Origin of the sequence: Thermomonas sp. (genome assembly GCF_041919455.1) — a bacterium.
GTDB lineage: Bacteria > Pseudomonadota > Gammaproteobacteria > Xanthomonadales > Xanthomonadaceae > Thermomonas.
The window spans coordinates 81,065-96,965 of sequence record NZ_JAYRTQ010000011.1; the positions used below are offsets into that span (position 1 = coordinate 81,065).

The following is a 15,901-nucleotide window of genomic DNA, read 5'->3' on the forward strand; positions in this document are numbered from 1 at the left end:
TCGCTGCGTGCTACACAGCCCGGGTAACGCCGATCGTTGGGGAACGCTTCGGATGTACCCGCACAACGCCCATTTCCGCATGCCATCGCCACGCGATGCTGGCCGTGCTGCGCGTTGCATCGTGATCGTTGCGTTCCTCCCACCCATGCCCATCCCGCCATCCCCCGGAGAACGTCCATGAGCACCGCCCCGAGCCGCCTGCGCAAGTCCGCCCTCAGCATCGCGATGGGGCTTTGCCTCGCGTCGCTTGCCGCCGCGCCTGCCTTCGCGCAGAGCGCCACCGGCGCGGTGGCGGGTCGCGCCGCCGCAGGCGAACAGGTGACCCTGGTCAATACCGCGACCGGCGCCAGTCGCAGCGTCACCGTCAACAGTGATGGCACTTACCGCATCGGCCAGTTGCCGCCGGGCGACTACGCGATGACGGCAGGGACGGGTGCACCGGTCAACGTCAACGTGTCGCTGGGCGGGACCACCACGGTGAACCTGGGCAGCGATGGTGGAGTAGCCAACCTGGCCGCAGTCGAAGTGGTCGGTTCGCGCGTGATCAATCGTGTTGACGTGCGTTCTACCGAGTCTGCGACCAATGTCACGCGAGAGGAACTGGCGCGCTTGCCGGTGGATCAAAGCCTTGGTTCCGTGGCTATGCTTGCCCCTGGCGTGGTGTCTTCTGGTGCCTCTTTCGGTGGGCTCAGCTTCGGTGGCTCGTCGGTGGCAGAAAACGCTGTTTACATCAACGGCTTGAATGTGACCGACCCGTATCGTCGCCAAGGCTTCTCCTCGGTACCGTTTGCGTTCTACCAGGAATTCCAAGTGAAGACGGGAGGGTATTCCGCGGAGTTCGGGCGCAGCACGGGTGGCGTCATCAATGCCGTAACGCGTTCGGGCGGCAACGAATTTCACGCGGGCGTGGAACTTACGTTCGAGCCTTCGGCTTGGGCGTCAGACAAGGAGGATCACTTCCATTCTGACGGCACCGTGGATGAGCGAAGCTATACCAGCCGTGACTACAACTCGTTCCTCAAGGCCAATCTCTGGGCATCCGGCCCCATCGTCAAAGACAAGCTGTTCTTTTTTGCGATGTACGAAAAACGCGACAGCAGTCCGAAGGACTTCGACGCCAACGTCGCCTTCCTGACGGAAAGCAGCAACGACTTCTGGGGTGCGAAGTTCGACTGGCGCATCAACGACGATCACCTGGTGGAATTGCTGGCTTTTTCCGACAAGGCTGACTCGGCGACGGACGTCTACTTTTATACGTGGGCGGCGGGCAGCCTCGACAGGCTGAAGGGTGACAGTATTTCGAACTCTGGCGGTGACAACTGGTCGCTCACGTATACAGGTCATTTCACCGATAACTTCGTCGCGAAGGCGATGTACGGCGTTAACAAGCGCAGTGCCGTCAACAGTAGCACCCAGGACCCTGATTGCAGCATCGTCACGCGCTCCAGCAATTACACCGCAAGGTTCGGCGCGGAGACTACGCCTGAAGGGTGTCACCCGACCGATGGCAGCTTCAACAGTCGGTACGACAAGCGTGAGGCGATGCGCCTGGATTTCGAGTGGACCTTGGGGAGCCATTTGCTGCGGTTCGGCATGGATCACGAAACATTGGATTCCGACAGTTTGACTCTGTATCCGGGCGACGGAGTCAGCTATCAGGCGCAAGCCGCCACGGCCGGTGCATCGCTCAACGGCACTACCATTCCTGCCGGCACCACTGCCATCATCGACGCGCGACGTTACATCACGGGCACCCCGGTCACGACCGAGATGCAGGCGTTCTATGTCGAGGACAACTGGAACGTCACTCCCAACCTGCTCTTGAGCTTGGGCCTGCGCGCCGACAAATTCCACAACAAGTACTCGACCGGCGTGACCTTCGCGAGTGCTGATTTCGGAGACATGATTGCGCCTCGTCTTGGCTTCAGTTGGGACATCAATGGCGACGGCACCACGAAGCTGTTCGGAAACGCGGGTCGCTACTACCTGCCGCTGACCAACAAGCTCGCCGACTATTTTGCCGGCACCACTGACGAGCATACCTACTACGTGCTCAATGGCTGGACAGCCGCAAACCACCCGGTTGCCGGCACCTATCTGCTGCCGATCCTCGGTCAACAAATTGGTCCGGTGAATGACGACGGCAACGTCTCGCCGCCCGAAGATTTCCGCACCGCAGTCGCCCGTGACCTGAAGATGGTCTTCCAGGACGAATACATCCTGGGCTTCCAGCAGGCGATTAACCCGGAATGGTCGTGGGGCGTCAATGCCACCTATCGTGAAGTGACTCGCGCGGTGGAAGACGTGCGCATCAACAACGTGACTGGATGCCCATGGTATTCCGGCGATTTCCCCGTCATCAACCCCGGCGAAACAACCACGCTCTGGTGCCCGGATACCCAAGATTGGGTGACCTTCGACAATTCCGAGGAAGGCTACAAGGCGCTCGGAAGCGGTGCCCTCACAGGCTACAAGAAGCCCAAGCGCACCTACAAAGCGCTCGAATTCCAGCTTGATCGCGCCTGGGACGACAAGTGGACGTTCAACGCCAGTTACCTCTGGTCGAAGTCCGAAGGCAACATCGAGGGGCCGGTGAATTCGGACACCGGTTATGCCGATACCAACCTCGTGCAGTTCTACGACCACCCGGCCGTCAATGAACGCTACGGCGTGCTGTTCAACGATTCACGCCACCAGATCAAGTTGCGTGGGAGCTTCAAGCTCAATGAAATGTGGAGCTTTGGCGCGACGCTGTCCACGCGTTCCGGTGGTCCTATCACGGCGTTCGGCGTGCGATGGCCAAACGATAACCGCGGCTTTGGCCCGGGTGAATTCAGTGGTGGCGGATCCGGCTGGTTGTGCGTGGCCAACTGTTCCAGCATCAATCGCGAGCTCGTCTTCACGGAGCGTGGCGCATTCGGTCGTATGCCGTGGGTCACGAATGTCGGTGCCAACGTCACCTGGACCTTGCCGGTTGAAGGTGTTGACCTGAAGGCGCGCTTCTCCGTATTCAACCTGTTGAACAGTCAGACAGTGGTGAACGTCCATACGCGATACGAGAGCACGGCCGGAACCAGGATGCCGTATTTCGGAGAGGGCACCGGCTGGCAATCCCCGCGCTACATGCAGCTGGTCGTGACCTACAACTACTGACCGCGCCGATCCCATCGAACCCCTAGTCCTCCTCCTCCGGGACTAACCTCCGGCGGCCCCGCACGGGCCGCCTCTTTTTTTTGCACGACATGCCACCGTCAACCCGTCGTGCATGCACAGGCGGATGCGATGATCCCGCTCACCCAAGCCACGGGAAAGCAGATGCGCCAAGCTCTCCGACATTCGCGGACCATACCGTGCACCCGCCTGCGCAGGACGGCGCTGGCGGCCGTCATGATCCTGTCGTTCGCGGTGCCCGCAACGCATGCCACGACCCCGACGGCAGCCCCCACGCCGCAGGAAATCGACACCGCGGTGCGCGCCACCATCGAACGCTACAAGTTGCCCGGCATCGCCGTCGGCGTGATCGAGGAAGGCAAGGTCGTGTTCGCACGAGGCTACGGTGAAACCGTGGCCGGCAGCGGCGATCCCGTGACCACGAAAACGCTGTTCAAGATCGCCTCCAACAGCAAGGCGATGACCGCTGCGGTGCTGGCGCGGCTGGTGCAGCAGGGCAGGTTGCGTTGGGACGATCCGGTTGTGAAGCACCTGCCGCAGTTCGCGATGCATGATCCCTGGGTCACCCGACACATGACGGTCAGCGATCTGCTGGTCCACAACAGCGGCCTGCCCGAGGGCGGCGGCGACCTGATGCTGTGGCCGGAACCCAACCTGTTCAGCCGCGACGACATCCTCCGCGGCCTGCGCCACATCAAGCCCGCCTACGGCTTCCGCGCCGGCTATGCCTACGACAACCTGCTGTACGTGGTGGCCGGGGAAGTGGCCGCGGCAGCGGGCGGCGCGTCGTACGAAGCGCTGGTGCGGCGTGAACTGTTCGAGCCGCTGGGCTTGTCCGGATGTCGCGTCGGCGAGTTTTCGCTGGCCGATGCCGGCAGCGTGGCGCAGCCGCACACGCGTACGGGCGAGCGCAACGAAGCGATGCGCCGCGATGGCGCGGTGGTGCCGATGATCGCGTCGGCGCCGGCGGGCGGCATCCGCTGCGGCCTGGACGACATGCTGGCCTGGGCCAGCAACTGGTTGCTGCCGACCGAAGCGCAGAAGCAGTGGCTGGGCGACGCGCAACGCGTGGAAATGTGGAAGCCGCGCACGCCGATGCCGGTCTCGGCGCAGCGCAGGCGCTGGGACAACACGCATTACTACGCCTACGGATACGGCTTCCGCTTTGCCGATGTGGATGGCGCGTGGACGGTCTCGCACACCGGCACGCTGGGCGGCATGTACTCGATGATGATGCTGGTACCGGATCGCAGGTCCGGTTTCGTGTTCATGATCAACGGCGACGGCAGCAATGCGCGCACGGTGCTGGGCCAGGTGCTGCTGAAGCTGTTCACGGCGCCGGAAAAATCCCTGGGCGTGACGGGATACGCCGATGAGGTCGCGAGGCCCGCATCGTCCAATGGCGCGGCCACCTCGAAGCCGTCGCTGCCGGATGCCGGCAAGCGCACCCCGGTGGCCCCCGCGCAACTCGCGGGCTGGCAGGGCACCTGGCGCGATCCGTGGTTCGGCGAGGTTCGCCTGTGCGCGGTCGATGGGGCGGTGGAATGGCGTTCGCTGAAGTCGCCGAAGATGCACGGGCGCGTGGGCGAGCTCGATGGGCGTTACCTGTTGCACTGGGACGATCCGGCGGTCGACCTGGATGCCTTCCTGATGTTCTCCGCAGGCAGCAGCGGGCCAAGGATGCGCATGGCCAAGATCGACCCCGCCGGCGACTTCAGTTCCGACTACGAGGACCTCGATTTCCTGCGGGTGGGCGGCTGTGACTGACATGCGCCACGGATGGGCGATGCTGTTGCTGGCGACCAGCCTGCAGGCCGTTGCCGCCGATCCGCCCACGCTGTCGCCGGCCACCACGATGGAACAGGCCGGGATGGTGGACATCCGTGCCGTGGTGCCCGGCATCGCCCAGGACATCAAGTACTTCGGCAGCGACAACTTCGTCGGCGCGCGGGTGGACGGTTACGAAGCGCCGCGTTGTTTTCTCAAGCGCGAGGCCGCCGAGGCGCTGGCGAAGGTCGAGGCCGCATTGCGCGAACGGCACCAGCGCCTGCGGATCTTCGACTGCTATCGCCCGGCGCGCGCGGTCGCGCATTTCATGCGTTGGGTCAACGATCCCGCCGACCTCAGGACCAAGCCCGCGCATTACCCCGACTTCGAGAAGCCGCAACTGCTCGACGGCTACATCGCGCCGATGTCCGGCCACAGCCGCGGCGCGACGATCGACCTGACCCTGTTGCAATGCGATGCGTCCGGCGCGGCCTGCGCCCCGCTGGACATGGGCACGGCCTTCGATTTCTTCGGCACCCGCGCCAACACCGATTCGGCCGATGTCGATGCCGCCCAGCGCGCGAATCGCCTGCGCCTGCGCGAGGCCATGCTGGCCGCCGGTTTCCGTAACTATCCGATGGAATGGTGGCACTACACCTTCCAGCCCGAGCCCACCCCCGGCACGTACTACGACGTGCCCGTGACCGCCCCCGAGTCCCCGATGCCCGATGCCGCGATCGAACGCCTGATGCAACGCTACGACGGCGACGTCCCCGGTGCGTCCCTGCTGGTCCTGCACGACGGCGTGCCGCGGGTACATCGCGGTTACGGCCGTTCCGACCTGGAGCAGGGCATCGAAGCCGGCCCGGCCACCAACTACCGGTTGGCCTCGGTCAGCAAGCAGTTCACCGCTGCGGCGATCCTGCTGCTGGCGCAGGACGCCAGGCTCGGCATCGACGACCCGGTGAAGCGCTGGCTGCCTTCGCTGCCGTCCGCGGCCGACGGGATCACCCTGCGCCACCTGCTGACCCACACGTCGGGCCTGCTCGACTACGAAGACCTGATGGCCGAACCCCATGAAGGCCAGATCCGCGATGCGGGTGTGCTGGCGCTGCTCGAACGGGAAAACCGATTGGCCTTTCCGGCGGGAAGTGCATATCGCTACAGCAACAGCGGCTACGCGCTGCTGGCGCTGGTGGTGGAGCGCGCGTCCGGCATGGACTATCCGGCGTTCCTGCGCAGCCGCATCTTCGTACCGCTGGGCATGCACGACACCGTGGCCTACGTGGCCGGTAGCGCGGACGTGTCGAACCGCGCCTGGGGCTACAGCGAGGTCGATGGCACCGTGCCTGTCGAAAGATGGCAACGCACCGACCAGAGCTCGACCAGCGCGGTGCTGGGCGATGGCGGGATCTATTCGAACACCCATGACCTGGCGCGGTGGGACGCCGCCCTCGATGACGACCGCCTGTTGAGCGATGCCTCGCGTGCGCTGGCCTTCGGCAAGCAGGTCGAAGTGGCGGGCGAGGGCGCAGCGACGCACTACGGCTTCGGCTGGAGGATCACCGGCGACACGCGCTGGCATTCCGGTGAGACCATCGGCTTCCGCAACGTGATCGTGCGCTGGCCGGCGCAGCGGCTGACCGTGATCCTGCTCAGCAACCGCAACGAGCCGGCACCGTACCGGACCGCGCTCGACATCGGCGCGCTGTTTTTTGCGCGACTAGACCTGCGCGATTGAGACCCCGGAAACAACAAGGCCGGCACAGGGCCGGCCTTGGAATCGTGGTGGAGCGGAGGGGGATCGAACCCCTGACCTCCACGATGCGAACGTGGCGCTCTCCCAGCTGAGCTACCGCCCCACGATGAACAACGCGGCCGATTATACGGAGCCGCCGCCGGTCTCGCCAGAGGCACGCGCGGCGGGGGGCTGGCGATCCTGGCGCTAGCTGCCTGTGCCGCGCTGGTGGTCCAGCACCAGTTGCAGCATCGCGCGGGTGCCGACCTTCAGCGCCTCTTCGTCCAGGAAGAATTCCGGCGAGTGGTTGGAGGGCGCCTTGATCGCGTCCTTGCCCCTGGGCGTGGCGCCGACGAAGAAAAAGAACCCGGGCACTTCGCGCGCGTAGAAACTGAAGTCCTCCGCGCCCATGATCAGGCCCATCTCGACCACGTTGGCGTCGCCCACCGCCTTGCGCAGGCTGGGCACCACGCGGGCGGTGAGGGCGGGATCGTTGGCGGTGACCGGGTTGCCCTTGGTGTCCGGCACCTTCACCACCGCAGTCGCGCCGTGCGCCTTCGCCACGCTCTCGGCCACGTTCCTGAGGTCGGCGAACACGCCCTGGCGCATGCCCTCGTCGAAGGTGCGGATGGTGCCGACCAGTTCCACCGAGTCGGGGATGATGTTGTAGCGGATGCCGCCCTTGATCGCGCCGAAGCTGAGCACGACCGGCAGCCTGCTGATGTCCTGGCGGCGGCTGACGATGGTCTGCGCGGTGCCGATGAGGTCGGCGGACGCGACGATCGGGTCGACGCCGCCCCACGGCCGCGAGCCGTGGGTCTGCCGGCCCTGCACGACGATGTTGAAGCGATCCGACGCCGCCATCGCCGGCCCGCTGCGCCAGCCCAGCTGGCCGGCGTTGAGCGTGCTGAACACGTGCAGGCCGAACACCGCCTGTGGTTTGAATCCCTTGAAGATGCCCTGCGCCAGCATTTCCTCGGCACCGCCTTCCTCGCCATCGGGCGGACCTTCCTCGGCGGGCTGGAACACGAACAGGATCTCGCCGGGCAACTCGGCCCTGATCGAGGCCAGCGCCTCGGCCACGCCCATCAGGATGCCGACATGGGCATCGTGGCCGCAGGCATGCATGACGCCCACGGGTTCGCCGCGGAAGGTGGACGTGACTTTGGAGGCGAAGGGCAGGCCGCTGCGTTCGGTCACCGGCAGCGCGTCCATGTCGGCGCGCAGGGCGATCCGCGGGCCGGGCTTGCCGCCGCGCAGCACCGCGGTCACGCCGGTGGTGGCGATGCCGGTGCGGACTTCCTCGAACCCCAGTGCGCGCAAATGCTCCGCGACCAGTTGTGCCGTGCGCACTTCGCGATTGCCGAGTTCCGGATGCTGGTGGATGTCGCGCCGCCACGCCTGGACCTTGCCATCCACCCTGGCGGCCAGCGCTTCCACCTGCGCGTCGGCGGCGAGCGTGGCGCAAGGCACGAGCGCGAGCAGCGCAGCGACCAGCAGCGAATGACGCATCACGGTGACCTCCCCAGGATTCGGGTCGATCCTACACCGCGCGCATCGGCATCACGCCGTGCTCGTGCCCGCAAGCAGCGGTTGCAGTCGGGCTTCCAGCACGCTGCGTCGCCAGCCCGCCAGTGGGCCGGTCCAACCGCCACCGTCCTGCAACGCTTCCAGCAGCTTGCGCGAGGCCAGCAGGCCTTCCGGCATGTTGAGTTCGCCGGCGATGGTTAGCACCGCATCCTGCATTGCGCGCAGTTGTTTCTTGTCGCGGTCCTCGCCACGCGCCGGAGGGGCTTCTTGCTCGTCCGCCAGCGGCGTGCTCAGCGCCTGCCACATCGGATCGCGCAGGCTCTTGGGTGCCTTCGGCGTGGCATCCAGCTGCGCCTGCAGCGCGGCCGGGTCGGCGGGATTGGCGCGGGCCAGGGTCACCGCAAGTTCGTTGTCCAGGATCCAGCTGCGCGGGCGATCGCTGCGGCGCGCGTGCACCTCGCGCCAACGCAACAGGCGCAACAACCGGCGCTGCGCGGCTGCGTCGAGGAATTGCGCGCTGCGCATCGACAGGTGCGGCCAGCGTTCGCCCTGGTCGTTGCCGGCATTCGCCAGTTGGCGGGCGCTGTCCTCGGCCAACCAGCCACTGCGGCCCAGCGCGTCCAGTTTCGCCTGCAACACGTGGTGGATCGCGTGCAGGTGGCGCACATCGTCCGCCGCATAGTCGAGTTGCGATGCCGACAAGGGTCGGCGCAGCCAGTCGGAGCGCGTCTCGCCCTTCTCCAGTGCGATGTCGGTGACGGCCAGCACGAGTTTCTGGTAACTCATCCCGCCCCCGATCCCGCAAAGCGCGGCCGCGGCCTGGGTGTCGAACAGCGGTGCGGGCAAGACGCCGCAGGTGTGCTGGAACGCGACCAGGTCCTCGCTGGGGCTGTGCATCAGCTTGAGCACGCCGGGATCGGTCAGCAGCGGCACCAAGGCGTCGGCCATGCCCGGCACCAGCGGATCCACCAGCAGGACATCGCCACTCGCCGTGGGGTCGCTCGCGTCGCCCAGGGCGACCTGCACCAGCGCCAGTTGCGGCCAGTAGGTGCGTTCGCGGATGAATTCGGTATCCAGCCCGATGCTGGCGGGGAGGTTTGCGAGACGCGCGCGGAGTGCGTCGGGGGTGTCGATCCATTGGCTCATGCCGCCATTATGCGGTTGCCGGGGTCGGCGACTTGGCCTAAGTTCGCCCGAACCATGTCGCAGGCCCGTTGCCGGCGTCCCGGAGTGTCGTTTGCGCGCAGGCTGGACCGTCATCGCCATGTTGTTGCCGCTGGTGTTCGTCGCCTGCAAGCCGGACGCACCCGCAACGCCGTTGCCGTTGCCCGCGCAGCCGGAACTGCCGGCCGGCAGCGTCAGCATCAGCGGCGACGATGCCCTGGCCGGCGTGCTCAGCTGGAGCCTGCCGGCGGTGCAGGTCGACGATCCCGCGGCCGCGCGCAAGGCCGCGCAACGCGCGCTGGCGCAGGGCGACCTGTTCGAGACCAGCGCCTCGGCGATCCCGATCCTGATCGCGCTGCAACGCCAGCATCCCGGCGACGAAGGCGATGCGAAGCTGCTCGATCGCGCGCAGTCCGCCCTGATCGGACAGGCGAACGCAGCACTGGATGCCGCCGACGATGACCTGGCGGCGCTGCGCTTCGCCCAACGCCATGCCACCGTGTTGCGCACCTTGTGGCCGGATGCGCCGCGTGCAAAAGCCTACCTGCGCGAAGTCGATGCCGCCGAGCAGGCGCGCGAGCGCAGCCTGGCCGGCATGCGGGCGCTGGTGGCCGGCGAACTGGACACGCCCGGTGGTGCGCTGGACGCGTTCCACCGGGCCTTGCAGCTGCGTCCCGGGCAGATGCGCGCGCACCTTGGCATCGGCGCGGTGGAGTCAGCGTTGATCCGGCGTGCCGAAGCCGCCGCGATGCAAGGCGATTTCGCCGCCGCGAACGCGGAACTGGACCGCGCGCAGCGCGTGCGCCAACACCCGCAGACGATCGCCGCAGCGGCAGCGCGGATCGAGGTCATGCGCACCGAACGCGTGCGCCGCTTGCGCGACGAGGGGCTGATCGCGCTCGGCGAGCCGGACGGCTTGCGGGTGGCGCGCGAACGCCTGGCGGACATCCTGCTGATCGCCCATGCCGGCGACCCGGCCAGCGTGGAATTGCGCCAGCGCATCGACCTGGTCGGCCATTACGGGCTGTTCCGGCCGGGGCAGGTGTTCACCGACGGGCTCGACGACGGCAGCCGCGGTCCGGGCCTGGTGGTGGTGCCGCACGGCGCGTTCCACATGGGCGCGCCCGACGACGAAGCCGATGCCAGCAAGGATGAGCAGCCGCGCCACCTGGTCCGCCTGGAACGCGGCTTCGCGATGACCCGGCACGAGATCACCGTCGGCGAGTTCGGTCGCTTCATCGCCGCCAGCGGTTACGAAGCGCGCGCCACCGAACGCGGCCACTCGCTCGCCTACGACGTGCGCAGCGGCAACTTCGTCCGTGGCAGCGGCATCGACTGGCGTTCCGGGTACGACGGCCGACCGGCGGCACCGGACATGCCGGTGATCCATGTCACCGCCCGCGATGCCGAGGCCTACGCGGCGTGGCTGTCCGAACAGTCCGGCGCGCATTACCGCCTGCCCAGCGAGGCCGAATTCGAACATGCCTTGCGCGCTGGCAGCAGCACGCGCTTTCCGTGGGGCAGCGGCGCACCACCCGAAGGCGTGGAAAACCTGACCGGCGCCCTGGATGCGTCGCCGCAGGGACGGCGCTGGAGCAATGCCTTCGCGGGCTACGGGGACGGCTGGTGGGGACCTGCGCCGGTGGGCAGTTTCGCCGCGAATGCATTCCGCCTTCACGACATGGCCGGCAATGTGTCCGAGTGGGTGGCCGATTGCTGGCACCAAGGGTATCGACGGGCACCGGCGACCGGCGCGGCGTGGATCAATCCCGGTTGTCGCAACCGCATGTATCGCGGGGGGTCGTGGGCCAGCGCGCCGGCGCAGGTGCGTTCGGCCTGGCGTGCATCCGGCGGGACCGATGCGACGAACGCGCGGATCGGGTTCCGGCTGGTGCGGCAGATCTGAAGGTCGCCGGGCAACCGTCCGGTACGGAAAATCCAACAAGAGGGAGCGGGGCGATGAACCAGGATCCGATGGGCAACCGGCAATCACGCGGCCGTGGCGGCGGTTTGCGCCTGCTGGTGGTGGGCGCGTTGCTGCTGTATGGCGCGTACTACTACTTCTCCAATCGCACCGTGGACCCTTACACCGGCGAGCAGGTGCTGATCGACAAGACCCTGGATGCCGACCAGGAAAGCGCCCTGGGCCTGCAGGCCTACCGCGAGATCCTCAGCCAGGAACGGCCAGTCGATCCGAATTCTGAAATCGCCCGGCAGATCAGCGGCATCGCCACGCGGCTGATCGACAAGGTCGACGAAGTCGAGCGCGACCTGGCCGCCGAGCGCGGCATCGAGGCACGCAATTTCGCCGCCGGTTTCGAATGGACGGTCAACGTGATCCAGTCCGACCAGGCCAACGCGTTCGCCCTGCCCGGCGGCAAGATGGCGGTCTACACCGGCCTGGTCCCGGTGGCCAAGAACCAGGACGGCATGGCGGCGGTGATGGGCCACGAGATCGCCCACGCGCTGATGCGCCACGGCGCGCAACGGATGGCGCGCGGCAAGCTGGAGCAGATCGGGCAGATGGCCGGTGCCGCCGGCGGGATGGACGCGGGCACCATGCAGACGGTGATGTCGGCCTATGGCGTGACCTCGGCACTGCCGTATGCGCGTGCCCACGAAACACAGGCGGACGAGGTGGGACTGATGCTGGCTGCCGCGGCATGCTTCGACCCGCGCGAGGCCGTGCCGCTGTGGGAACGGATGGCGCAGGCGAGCGGCGGTCAGAGTCCGCCCGAATTCGCCTCTACCCATCCCAGTCCCGAAACCCGGATCCAGCACCTGCAGTCGCTGATGCCGAAGGCGCTGGCGTTCCGCGAAAAGTATTGCGCCGCGGGTGGCGCGTCCTGAGCCTGCGAATTCCCTGCTCGAGGCAAACGAAAACGGGCCGCGAGGCCCGTTTTTCATCGAAGCGAATCGCGCCTGCGTCAGCGCGGCTTGCGCGGATCGCGGTCCCGCTGCGCGCTGCCGGTCGGGCTGCCCATGCCGCCGACCAGGTTCTTCTGGAAATCCTTCCAGACTTCCATGTTGCGCTCGGTCAGCTGGTTCAGCATCGTCCATGGCGTCTGCCCCATCAGCCCGCCCATCTGCTGGCGGAACTGTTGCTGCTGGTCCAGGAACAACTGCATCGAGCGCTCCAGGTAGTTGCCCATGAAGCCCTGCAGCGAATCGCCGTAGAAGCGGATCAGGTGGCTCAGCAACTGGGTGGACAGCATCGGCTGCCCGTCCTGTTCGTGCTCGGCGATGATCTGCAGCAATACCTGGCGGGTCAGGTCGTCGCCCGTCTTGGCATCGCGGACCTCGAAGGTCTCGCCGTCGATGATCAGCTGGCGCACGTCCTCGATCGTGATGTAGCTGGAGATCTCGGTGTCGTAGAGGCGACGGTTCGGATACTTCTTGATCACGCGGGTTGCGGTCATGGAGCAAACACTCTAGCGGCGCTGGCTGCAGCATGGCGCAGTGCAGCAGGGGTTGCAACTCCCGGGCTACGCCCAGGAGTTCCCAAAATTTGCTGCGCAAACTTCGGGCCCCGCTACGTGCTTCCAGACCCCCATTCGCGCCTATGGCGCGAATCGCCCCCTGACTCAGGGGGCAATGTGTCCAACTGCAGTGCGCGAATTCGAAACGCGATCGTTAGACTGGACTGCATGGATAACAGCCTGCGCGAACGCTTCGGTGGCATCGATCGCCTGTACGGCAGCGGCGCGCTGGCGCGCCTGCATGCATGCCACGTCACCGTCGTCGGCATCGGCGGGGTCGGCTCGTGGGCGGTCGAGGCGCTGGCGCGCAGCGGCATCGGCAAGCTGACCCTGGTCGATGCCGACGATCTCTGCGTCTCCAATACCAATCGCCAGTTGCCTGCCCTGGAAGGCCAGTACGGGCGCGCCAAGGTCGAGGCGATGGGCGATCGCCTGCGCGCGATCAACCCCGGCATCGACCTCGACCTCAGGCAGCAGTTCCTGACCCCGTCGAACCTCGGCGAGTTGCTGGATGCGCCCGGCGACCTGGTGCTGGATGCCTGCGACAGCTTCCGCAGCAAGGTCGAGGCGATCGCGTATTGCCGCCGCCGCAAGCAGCCGATCGTCACCGTCGGTTCCGCCGGTGGCCGCAGTGACGTCACCCAGGTGCGCGTGCGCGACCTCTCGCGCACCGAGCATGACGCGATGCTCTCGCTGATCCGCAAGAAGCTGCGCGGCGAGTTCAATTTCCCCAAGAACCACGACCGCTATTTCGGCGTGCCGGCGATCTATTCGCTGGAGAACGTGCGCTATCCGCAGGCCGACGGCAGCGTCTGCGGCATCCGCCCGCAACTGGGCAAGGACGAGGCCCTGAAGCTGGACTGCGGCGCGGGCCTGGGCGCGGCCACGCATGTCACCGGCGCGTTCGCGTTCGCGGCGGTCGGGAAGGTGCTGGAGATGTTGCTGAAGCCGAAGCGGGCTTGATGGCTGCCCCGAGTGGGTGCGGGCAGGCGGGTATCACCAGCCGCTTAGTCGGCACATCCTGTGCCGATGCGCGGCAGCAGGCCATCCATGGCCTGCTCTGGTCGACACCCGCCTGCCCACACCCACTCGCTCAGGTGGCCGCAAGGTTGAAAAGCCGTTCCGCATTCGCCGTTGTCGCCATCGCGAGTTCTGCAGCCGGCATGCCGCGAAGGTCGGCAACGACCTGCAGCACGTTCGGCAGGTGCGCCGGCTCGTTGCGTTCGCCGCGATGGGCGGAATCAGGCTGGTCGGGTGCATCGGTTTCAAGCAGCAGCTGATCGATGGGCATCGTCGCCACGATCCCGCGCAGCCGGTTCGCGCGTTCGTAGGTCACCGGCCCGCCGATGCCCAGCAGGAAGCCGAGCTTGTGCAATTGCGCCGCCTGCTCGGCGCTGCCGGAAAAACTGTGCAACACGCCGCGCAACGCGCCGACCTTGCGTATCGATGCAATCACGGCATCCACCGCGCGCCGCGCATGCACGATGACGGGCAGGTCGAACTCGCGGGCGAGTCGAAGCTGGCCATCGAAATAGAACTGCTGCGCCTGGAGATCGAGGCCTTCGACGAAATGGTCCAGCCCGCATTCGCCGACCGCGACGGGTGCTTCGCGCTCGATCCAGTCGCGCAGCTCGGCAAGATGCTGCGGTCGATGCGCCTCCAGGTACATCGGATGCAGGCCGTAGGCCGGGAACAGGCCGCTGAATGTGGTGCACACCAATTTCAGTTTAGGCCAGCCTGCGGCGTCGACGGCGGGCAGCACTTGCGTGTGCACGCCAGCCGCCAGTGCGCGCGCATGCGCCGCGGCGCGGTCACCATCGAATTCCGGCGCATCGAAATGACTGTGGCTGTCGACCAGCATGCGCGCGGTCAGTCCTGTCGCGAATCGCCGTCGATGGTGGCGGGACCGCGGCGCGGCTTGACCCGCTTCCAGTTCGCCAGCAGCAGGGTGCCAAGACCGAGCAGCAATTCATCCGCGAACGGGATGATGTCCGGGATCAGCATGTCCGCCACGAACAGCGCTGCGGTCACCAGGAACAGGCGCGGATAACTCAGCTTGCCGAACCAGCCGAGAACCGGTGCGAGCAGGGGATTGGGCATGGGGAAGGATCCTTGTCGATTGCCGCGAACGCTAGCATGCACGCGCTCTGCACAAGCGTGAACGCTTGCCCTCGCATGAGGCTTCGGCTCCGGGGGTGTTCAGACTGGCCATGCTGCAATCGCCCCGTCACAGGACGCAGGAGGCGAGACCATGGTGAAGGGCAATACGCTTGCGATCGCGCTCGGCGCGCTGCTGGTGGGTGGCGTGGCCACTGCCGGTTTCATCAACAACAATGATCGTGGGTCGACGAACCCGATGGCCGTCGATGGCGCGTATCGTGCCGCCGACGATGCGGCGAATGGCTTGGCTTACGCCGATGTCGTCAGCGTGGAGCCGGTGATCGAGCGCGAAGAGCGCTACGCCACGGTCATCGGTACCGATCCGGTGCGCGAATCCAGTACCACGACCACCCCGCAACAGGTCTGCGAGGACGTGGCGATCCAGGAACGCATGCCGGAACGCGACGGCAATGTCGGCGGCACCGTGGCCGGCGCACTGATCGGTGGCCTGGTCGGCAACCAGGTCGGCGGTGGCAATGGCCGCAAGGCGGCGACTGCCGCTGGCGCAGTGGCCGGCGGCTTCATCGGCAACCGGGTCGACCGCAATCACGTGGGCGGCCAGGTGGTTAACCGCGTCGACCGGCGCTGCCGCACGGTCAACAACACATCGACCTCCTCGCGCTCCGTGGCCTGGAACGTGACCTACCGGAACCCGGATGGCACGACCGGCACGATGCAGACGGACCGGAAACCCGGCAAGCAGATCGCGCTGGGCACGGACGACCGCACCGTTGCCTACGACGTCCGCTACATGCTGGATGGCGACATCCGCAGCGTGCGCATGGCGCAACCGCCGGGCGAGCGCGTGCCCTTGCTCGATGGCCAGGTGGTGACGCAGGTGGCGTCGATCGCGCGCGACCCGCACGGCTGACCGCGGGACTGTACCAACCGC

At 66.5% G+C, this 15,901-nt stretch carries 12 protein-coding genes, 1 tRNA gene and 1 pseudogene; 8 read left to right on the top strand and 6 right to left on the bottom strand.

From position 1 onward, the window contains the following. Positions 1 to 177 precede the first annotated feature (177 nt). From ACE3T8_RS09730 to ACE3T8_RS09745, 4 genes and pseudogenes are all read left to right on the top strand, one after another. A complete protein-coding gene (locus tag ACE3T8_RS09730) occupies positions 178 to 3,153 on the top strand; it encodes a TonB-dependent receptor domain-containing protein (RefSeq protein ID WP_374608885.1) in 2,976 nt (991 codons plus the stop codon). A 234-nt stretch (positions 3,154 to 3,387) separates the two neighbouring features. Then, the gene (locus tag ACE3T8_RS09735) at positions 3,388 to 4,938 is read left to right on the top strand and encodes a serine hydrolase (RefSeq protein WP_374608887.1); all 1,551 of its coding nucleotides are present in this window, start codon (positions 3,388 to 3,390) and stop codon (positions 4,936 to 4,938) included. A 19-nt stretch (positions 4,939 to 4,957) separates the two neighbouring features. After that, a pseudogene (locus tag ACE3T8_RS09740) lies at positions 4,958 to 5,641 on the top strand (M15 family metallopeptidase); the annotation flags it as partial. Positions 5,642 to 5,659: 18 nt separating this feature from the next. Next, positions 5,660 to 6,679, top strand: coding sequence for a serine hydrolase domain-containing protein (locus ACE3T8_RS09745; protein ID WP_374608968.1), 1,020 nt, complete (start codon positions 5,660 to 5,662; stop codon positions 6,677 to 6,679). 45 nt (positions 6,680 to 6,724) lie between these two features. On the opposite strand, the gene ACE3T8_RS09750 is transcribed toward ACE3T8_RS09745, so the two are convergent. The 3 genes from ACE3T8_RS09750 to rnd all read right to left on the bottom strand — a co-directional run bounded on the left by ACE3T8_RS09750 (position 6,725) and on the right by rnd (position 9,352). Beyond that, positions 6,725 to 6,800: transfer RNA gene (locus ACE3T8_RS09750), tRNA-Ala, on the bottom strand. Positions 6,801 to 6,883: 83 nt separating this feature from the next. Further along, positions 6,884 to 8,188, bottom strand: coding sequence for an amidohydrolase (locus tag ACE3T8_RS09755; protein WP_374608889.1), 1,305 nt, complete (start codon positions 8,186 to 8,188; stop codon positions 6,884 to 6,886). Positions 8,189 to 8,239: 51 nt separating this feature from the next. Further along, complete coding sequence (gene rnd, locus ACE3T8_RS09760) at positions 8,240 to 9,352, bottom strand: ribonuclease D (RefSeq protein WP_374608891.1); 1,113 nt, start codon at positions 9,350 to 9,352, stop codon at positions 8,240 to 8,242. A 118-nt stretch (positions 9,353 to 9,470) separates the two neighbouring features. Between rnd and ACE3T8_RS09765 the strand changes: the two genes are divergently transcribed. Together ACE3T8_RS09765 and ACE3T8_RS09770 are read left to right on the top strand one after the other, a co-directional pair. Continuing rightward, entirely contained in the window at positions 9,471 to 11,276 is a 1,806-nt protein-coding gene (locus ACE3T8_RS09765; RefSeq protein WP_374608893.1) for an SUMF1/EgtB/PvdO family nonheme iron enzyme, read from the top strand. 53 nt (positions 11,277 to 11,329) lie between these two features. Continuing rightward, on the top strand, positions 11,330 to 12,220 hold the full coding sequence (locus ACE3T8_RS09770) for a M48 family metallopeptidase (RefSeq protein WP_374608895.1): 891 nt from the start codon (positions 11,330 to 11,332) through the stop codon (positions 12,218 to 12,220). A 77-nt stretch (positions 12,221 to 12,297) separates the two neighbouring features. Here ACE3T8_RS09770 and phaR read toward each other — a convergent pair whose 3' ends face one another. Further along, positions 12,298 to 12,789, bottom strand: a complete 492-nt coding sequence (gene phaR / locus ACE3T8_RS09775; protein ID WP_374608897.1) for a polyhydroxyalkanoate synthesis repressor PhaR — start codon at positions 12,787 to 12,789, stop codon at positions 12,298 to 12,300. A gap of 228 nt (positions 12,790 to 13,017) precedes the next feature. On the opposite strand from phaR, the gene ACE3T8_RS09780 reads away from it, so the two are divergent. Further along, positions 13,018 to 13,812 carry a ThiF family adenylyltransferase gene (locus ACE3T8_RS09780; RefSeq protein WP_374608899.1) on the top strand — a complete coding sequence of 265 codons (795 nt, stop codon included), beginning with the start codon at positions 13,018 to 13,020 and terminating at the stop codon, positions 13,810 to 13,812. A 130-nt stretch (positions 13,813 to 13,942) separates the two neighbouring features. Here the strand turns inward: ACE3T8_RS09780 and ACE3T8_RS09785 are convergent, their stop codons facing one another. Continuing rightward, on the bottom strand, positions 13,943 to 14,710 hold the full coding sequence (locus ACE3T8_RS09785; RefSeq protein ID WP_374608901.1) for a TatD family hydrolase: 768 nt from the start codon (positions 14,708 to 14,710) through the stop codon (positions 13,943 to 13,945). An 8-nt stretch (positions 14,711 to 14,718) separates the two neighbouring features. Then, positions 14,719 to 14,949, bottom strand: a complete 231-nt coding sequence (locus tag ACE3T8_RS09790; protein WP_374608903.1) for a DUF6116 family protein — start codon at positions 14,947 to 14,949, stop codon at positions 14,719 to 14,721. A 154-nt stretch (positions 14,950 to 15,103) separates the two neighbouring features. On the opposite strand from ACE3T8_RS09790, the gene ACE3T8_RS09795 reads away from it, so the two are divergent. Continuing rightward, the gene (locus ACE3T8_RS09795) at positions 15,104 to 15,880 is read left to right on the top strand and encodes a glycine zipper 2TM domain-containing protein (RefSeq protein WP_374608970.1); all 777 of its coding nucleotides are present in this window, start codon (positions 15,104 to 15,106) and stop codon (positions 15,878 to 15,880) included. Positions 15,881 to 15,901 lie beyond the last annotated feature (21 nt).

What these genes read in the sequence shown, in the direction of transcription:
- ACE3T8_RS09755 (WP_374608889.1), bottom strand. Translation starts at nt 8,188, where the DNA reads ATGCGTCATTCGCTGCTGGTCGCTGCGCTGCTCGCGCTCGTGCCTTGC.
- phaR (WP_374608897.1), bottom strand. Translation starts at nt 12,789, where the DNA reads ATGACCGCAACCCGCGTGATCAAGAAGTATCCGAACCGTCGCCTCTAC.
- ACE3T8_RS09780 (WP_374608899.1), top strand. Translation starts at nt 13,018, where the DNA reads ATGGATAACAGCCTGCGCGAACGCTTCGGTGGCATCGATCGCCTGTAC.
- ACE3T8_RS09765 (WP_374608893.1), top strand. Translation starts at nt 9,471, where the DNA reads ATGTTGTTGCCGCTGGTGTTCGTCGCCTGCAAGCCGGACGCACCCGCA.
- ACE3T8_RS09730 (WP_374608885.1), top strand. Translation starts at nt 178, where the DNA reads ATGAGCACCGCCCCGAGCCGCCTGCGCAAGTCCGCCCTCAGCATCGCG.
- ACE3T8_RS09745 (WP_374608968.1), top strand. Translation starts at nt 5,660, where the DNA reads ATGCCCGATGCCGCGATCGAACGCCTGATGCAACGCTACGACGGCGAC.
- ACE3T8_RS09790 (WP_374608903.1), bottom strand. Translation starts at nt 14,949, where the DNA reads ATGCCCAATCCCCTGCTCGCACCGGTTCTCGGCTGGTTCGGCAAGCTG.
- rnd (WP_374608891.1), bottom strand. Translation starts at nt 9,352, where the DNA reads ATGAGCCAATGGATCGACACCCCCGACGCACTCCGCGCGCGTCTCGCA.
- ACE3T8_RS09770 (WP_374608895.1), top strand. Translation starts at nt 11,330, where the DNA reads ATGAACCAGGATCCGATGGGCAACCGGCAATCACGCGGCCGTGGCGGC.
- ACE3T8_RS09735 (WP_374608887.1), top strand. Translation starts at nt 3,388, where the DNA reads ATGATCCTGTCGTTCGCGGTGCCCGCAACGCATGCCACGACCCCGACG.
- ACE3T8_RS09785 (WP_374608901.1), bottom strand. Translation starts at nt 14,710, where the DNA reads ATGCTGGTCGACAGCCACAGTCATTTCGATGCGCCGGAATTCGATGGT.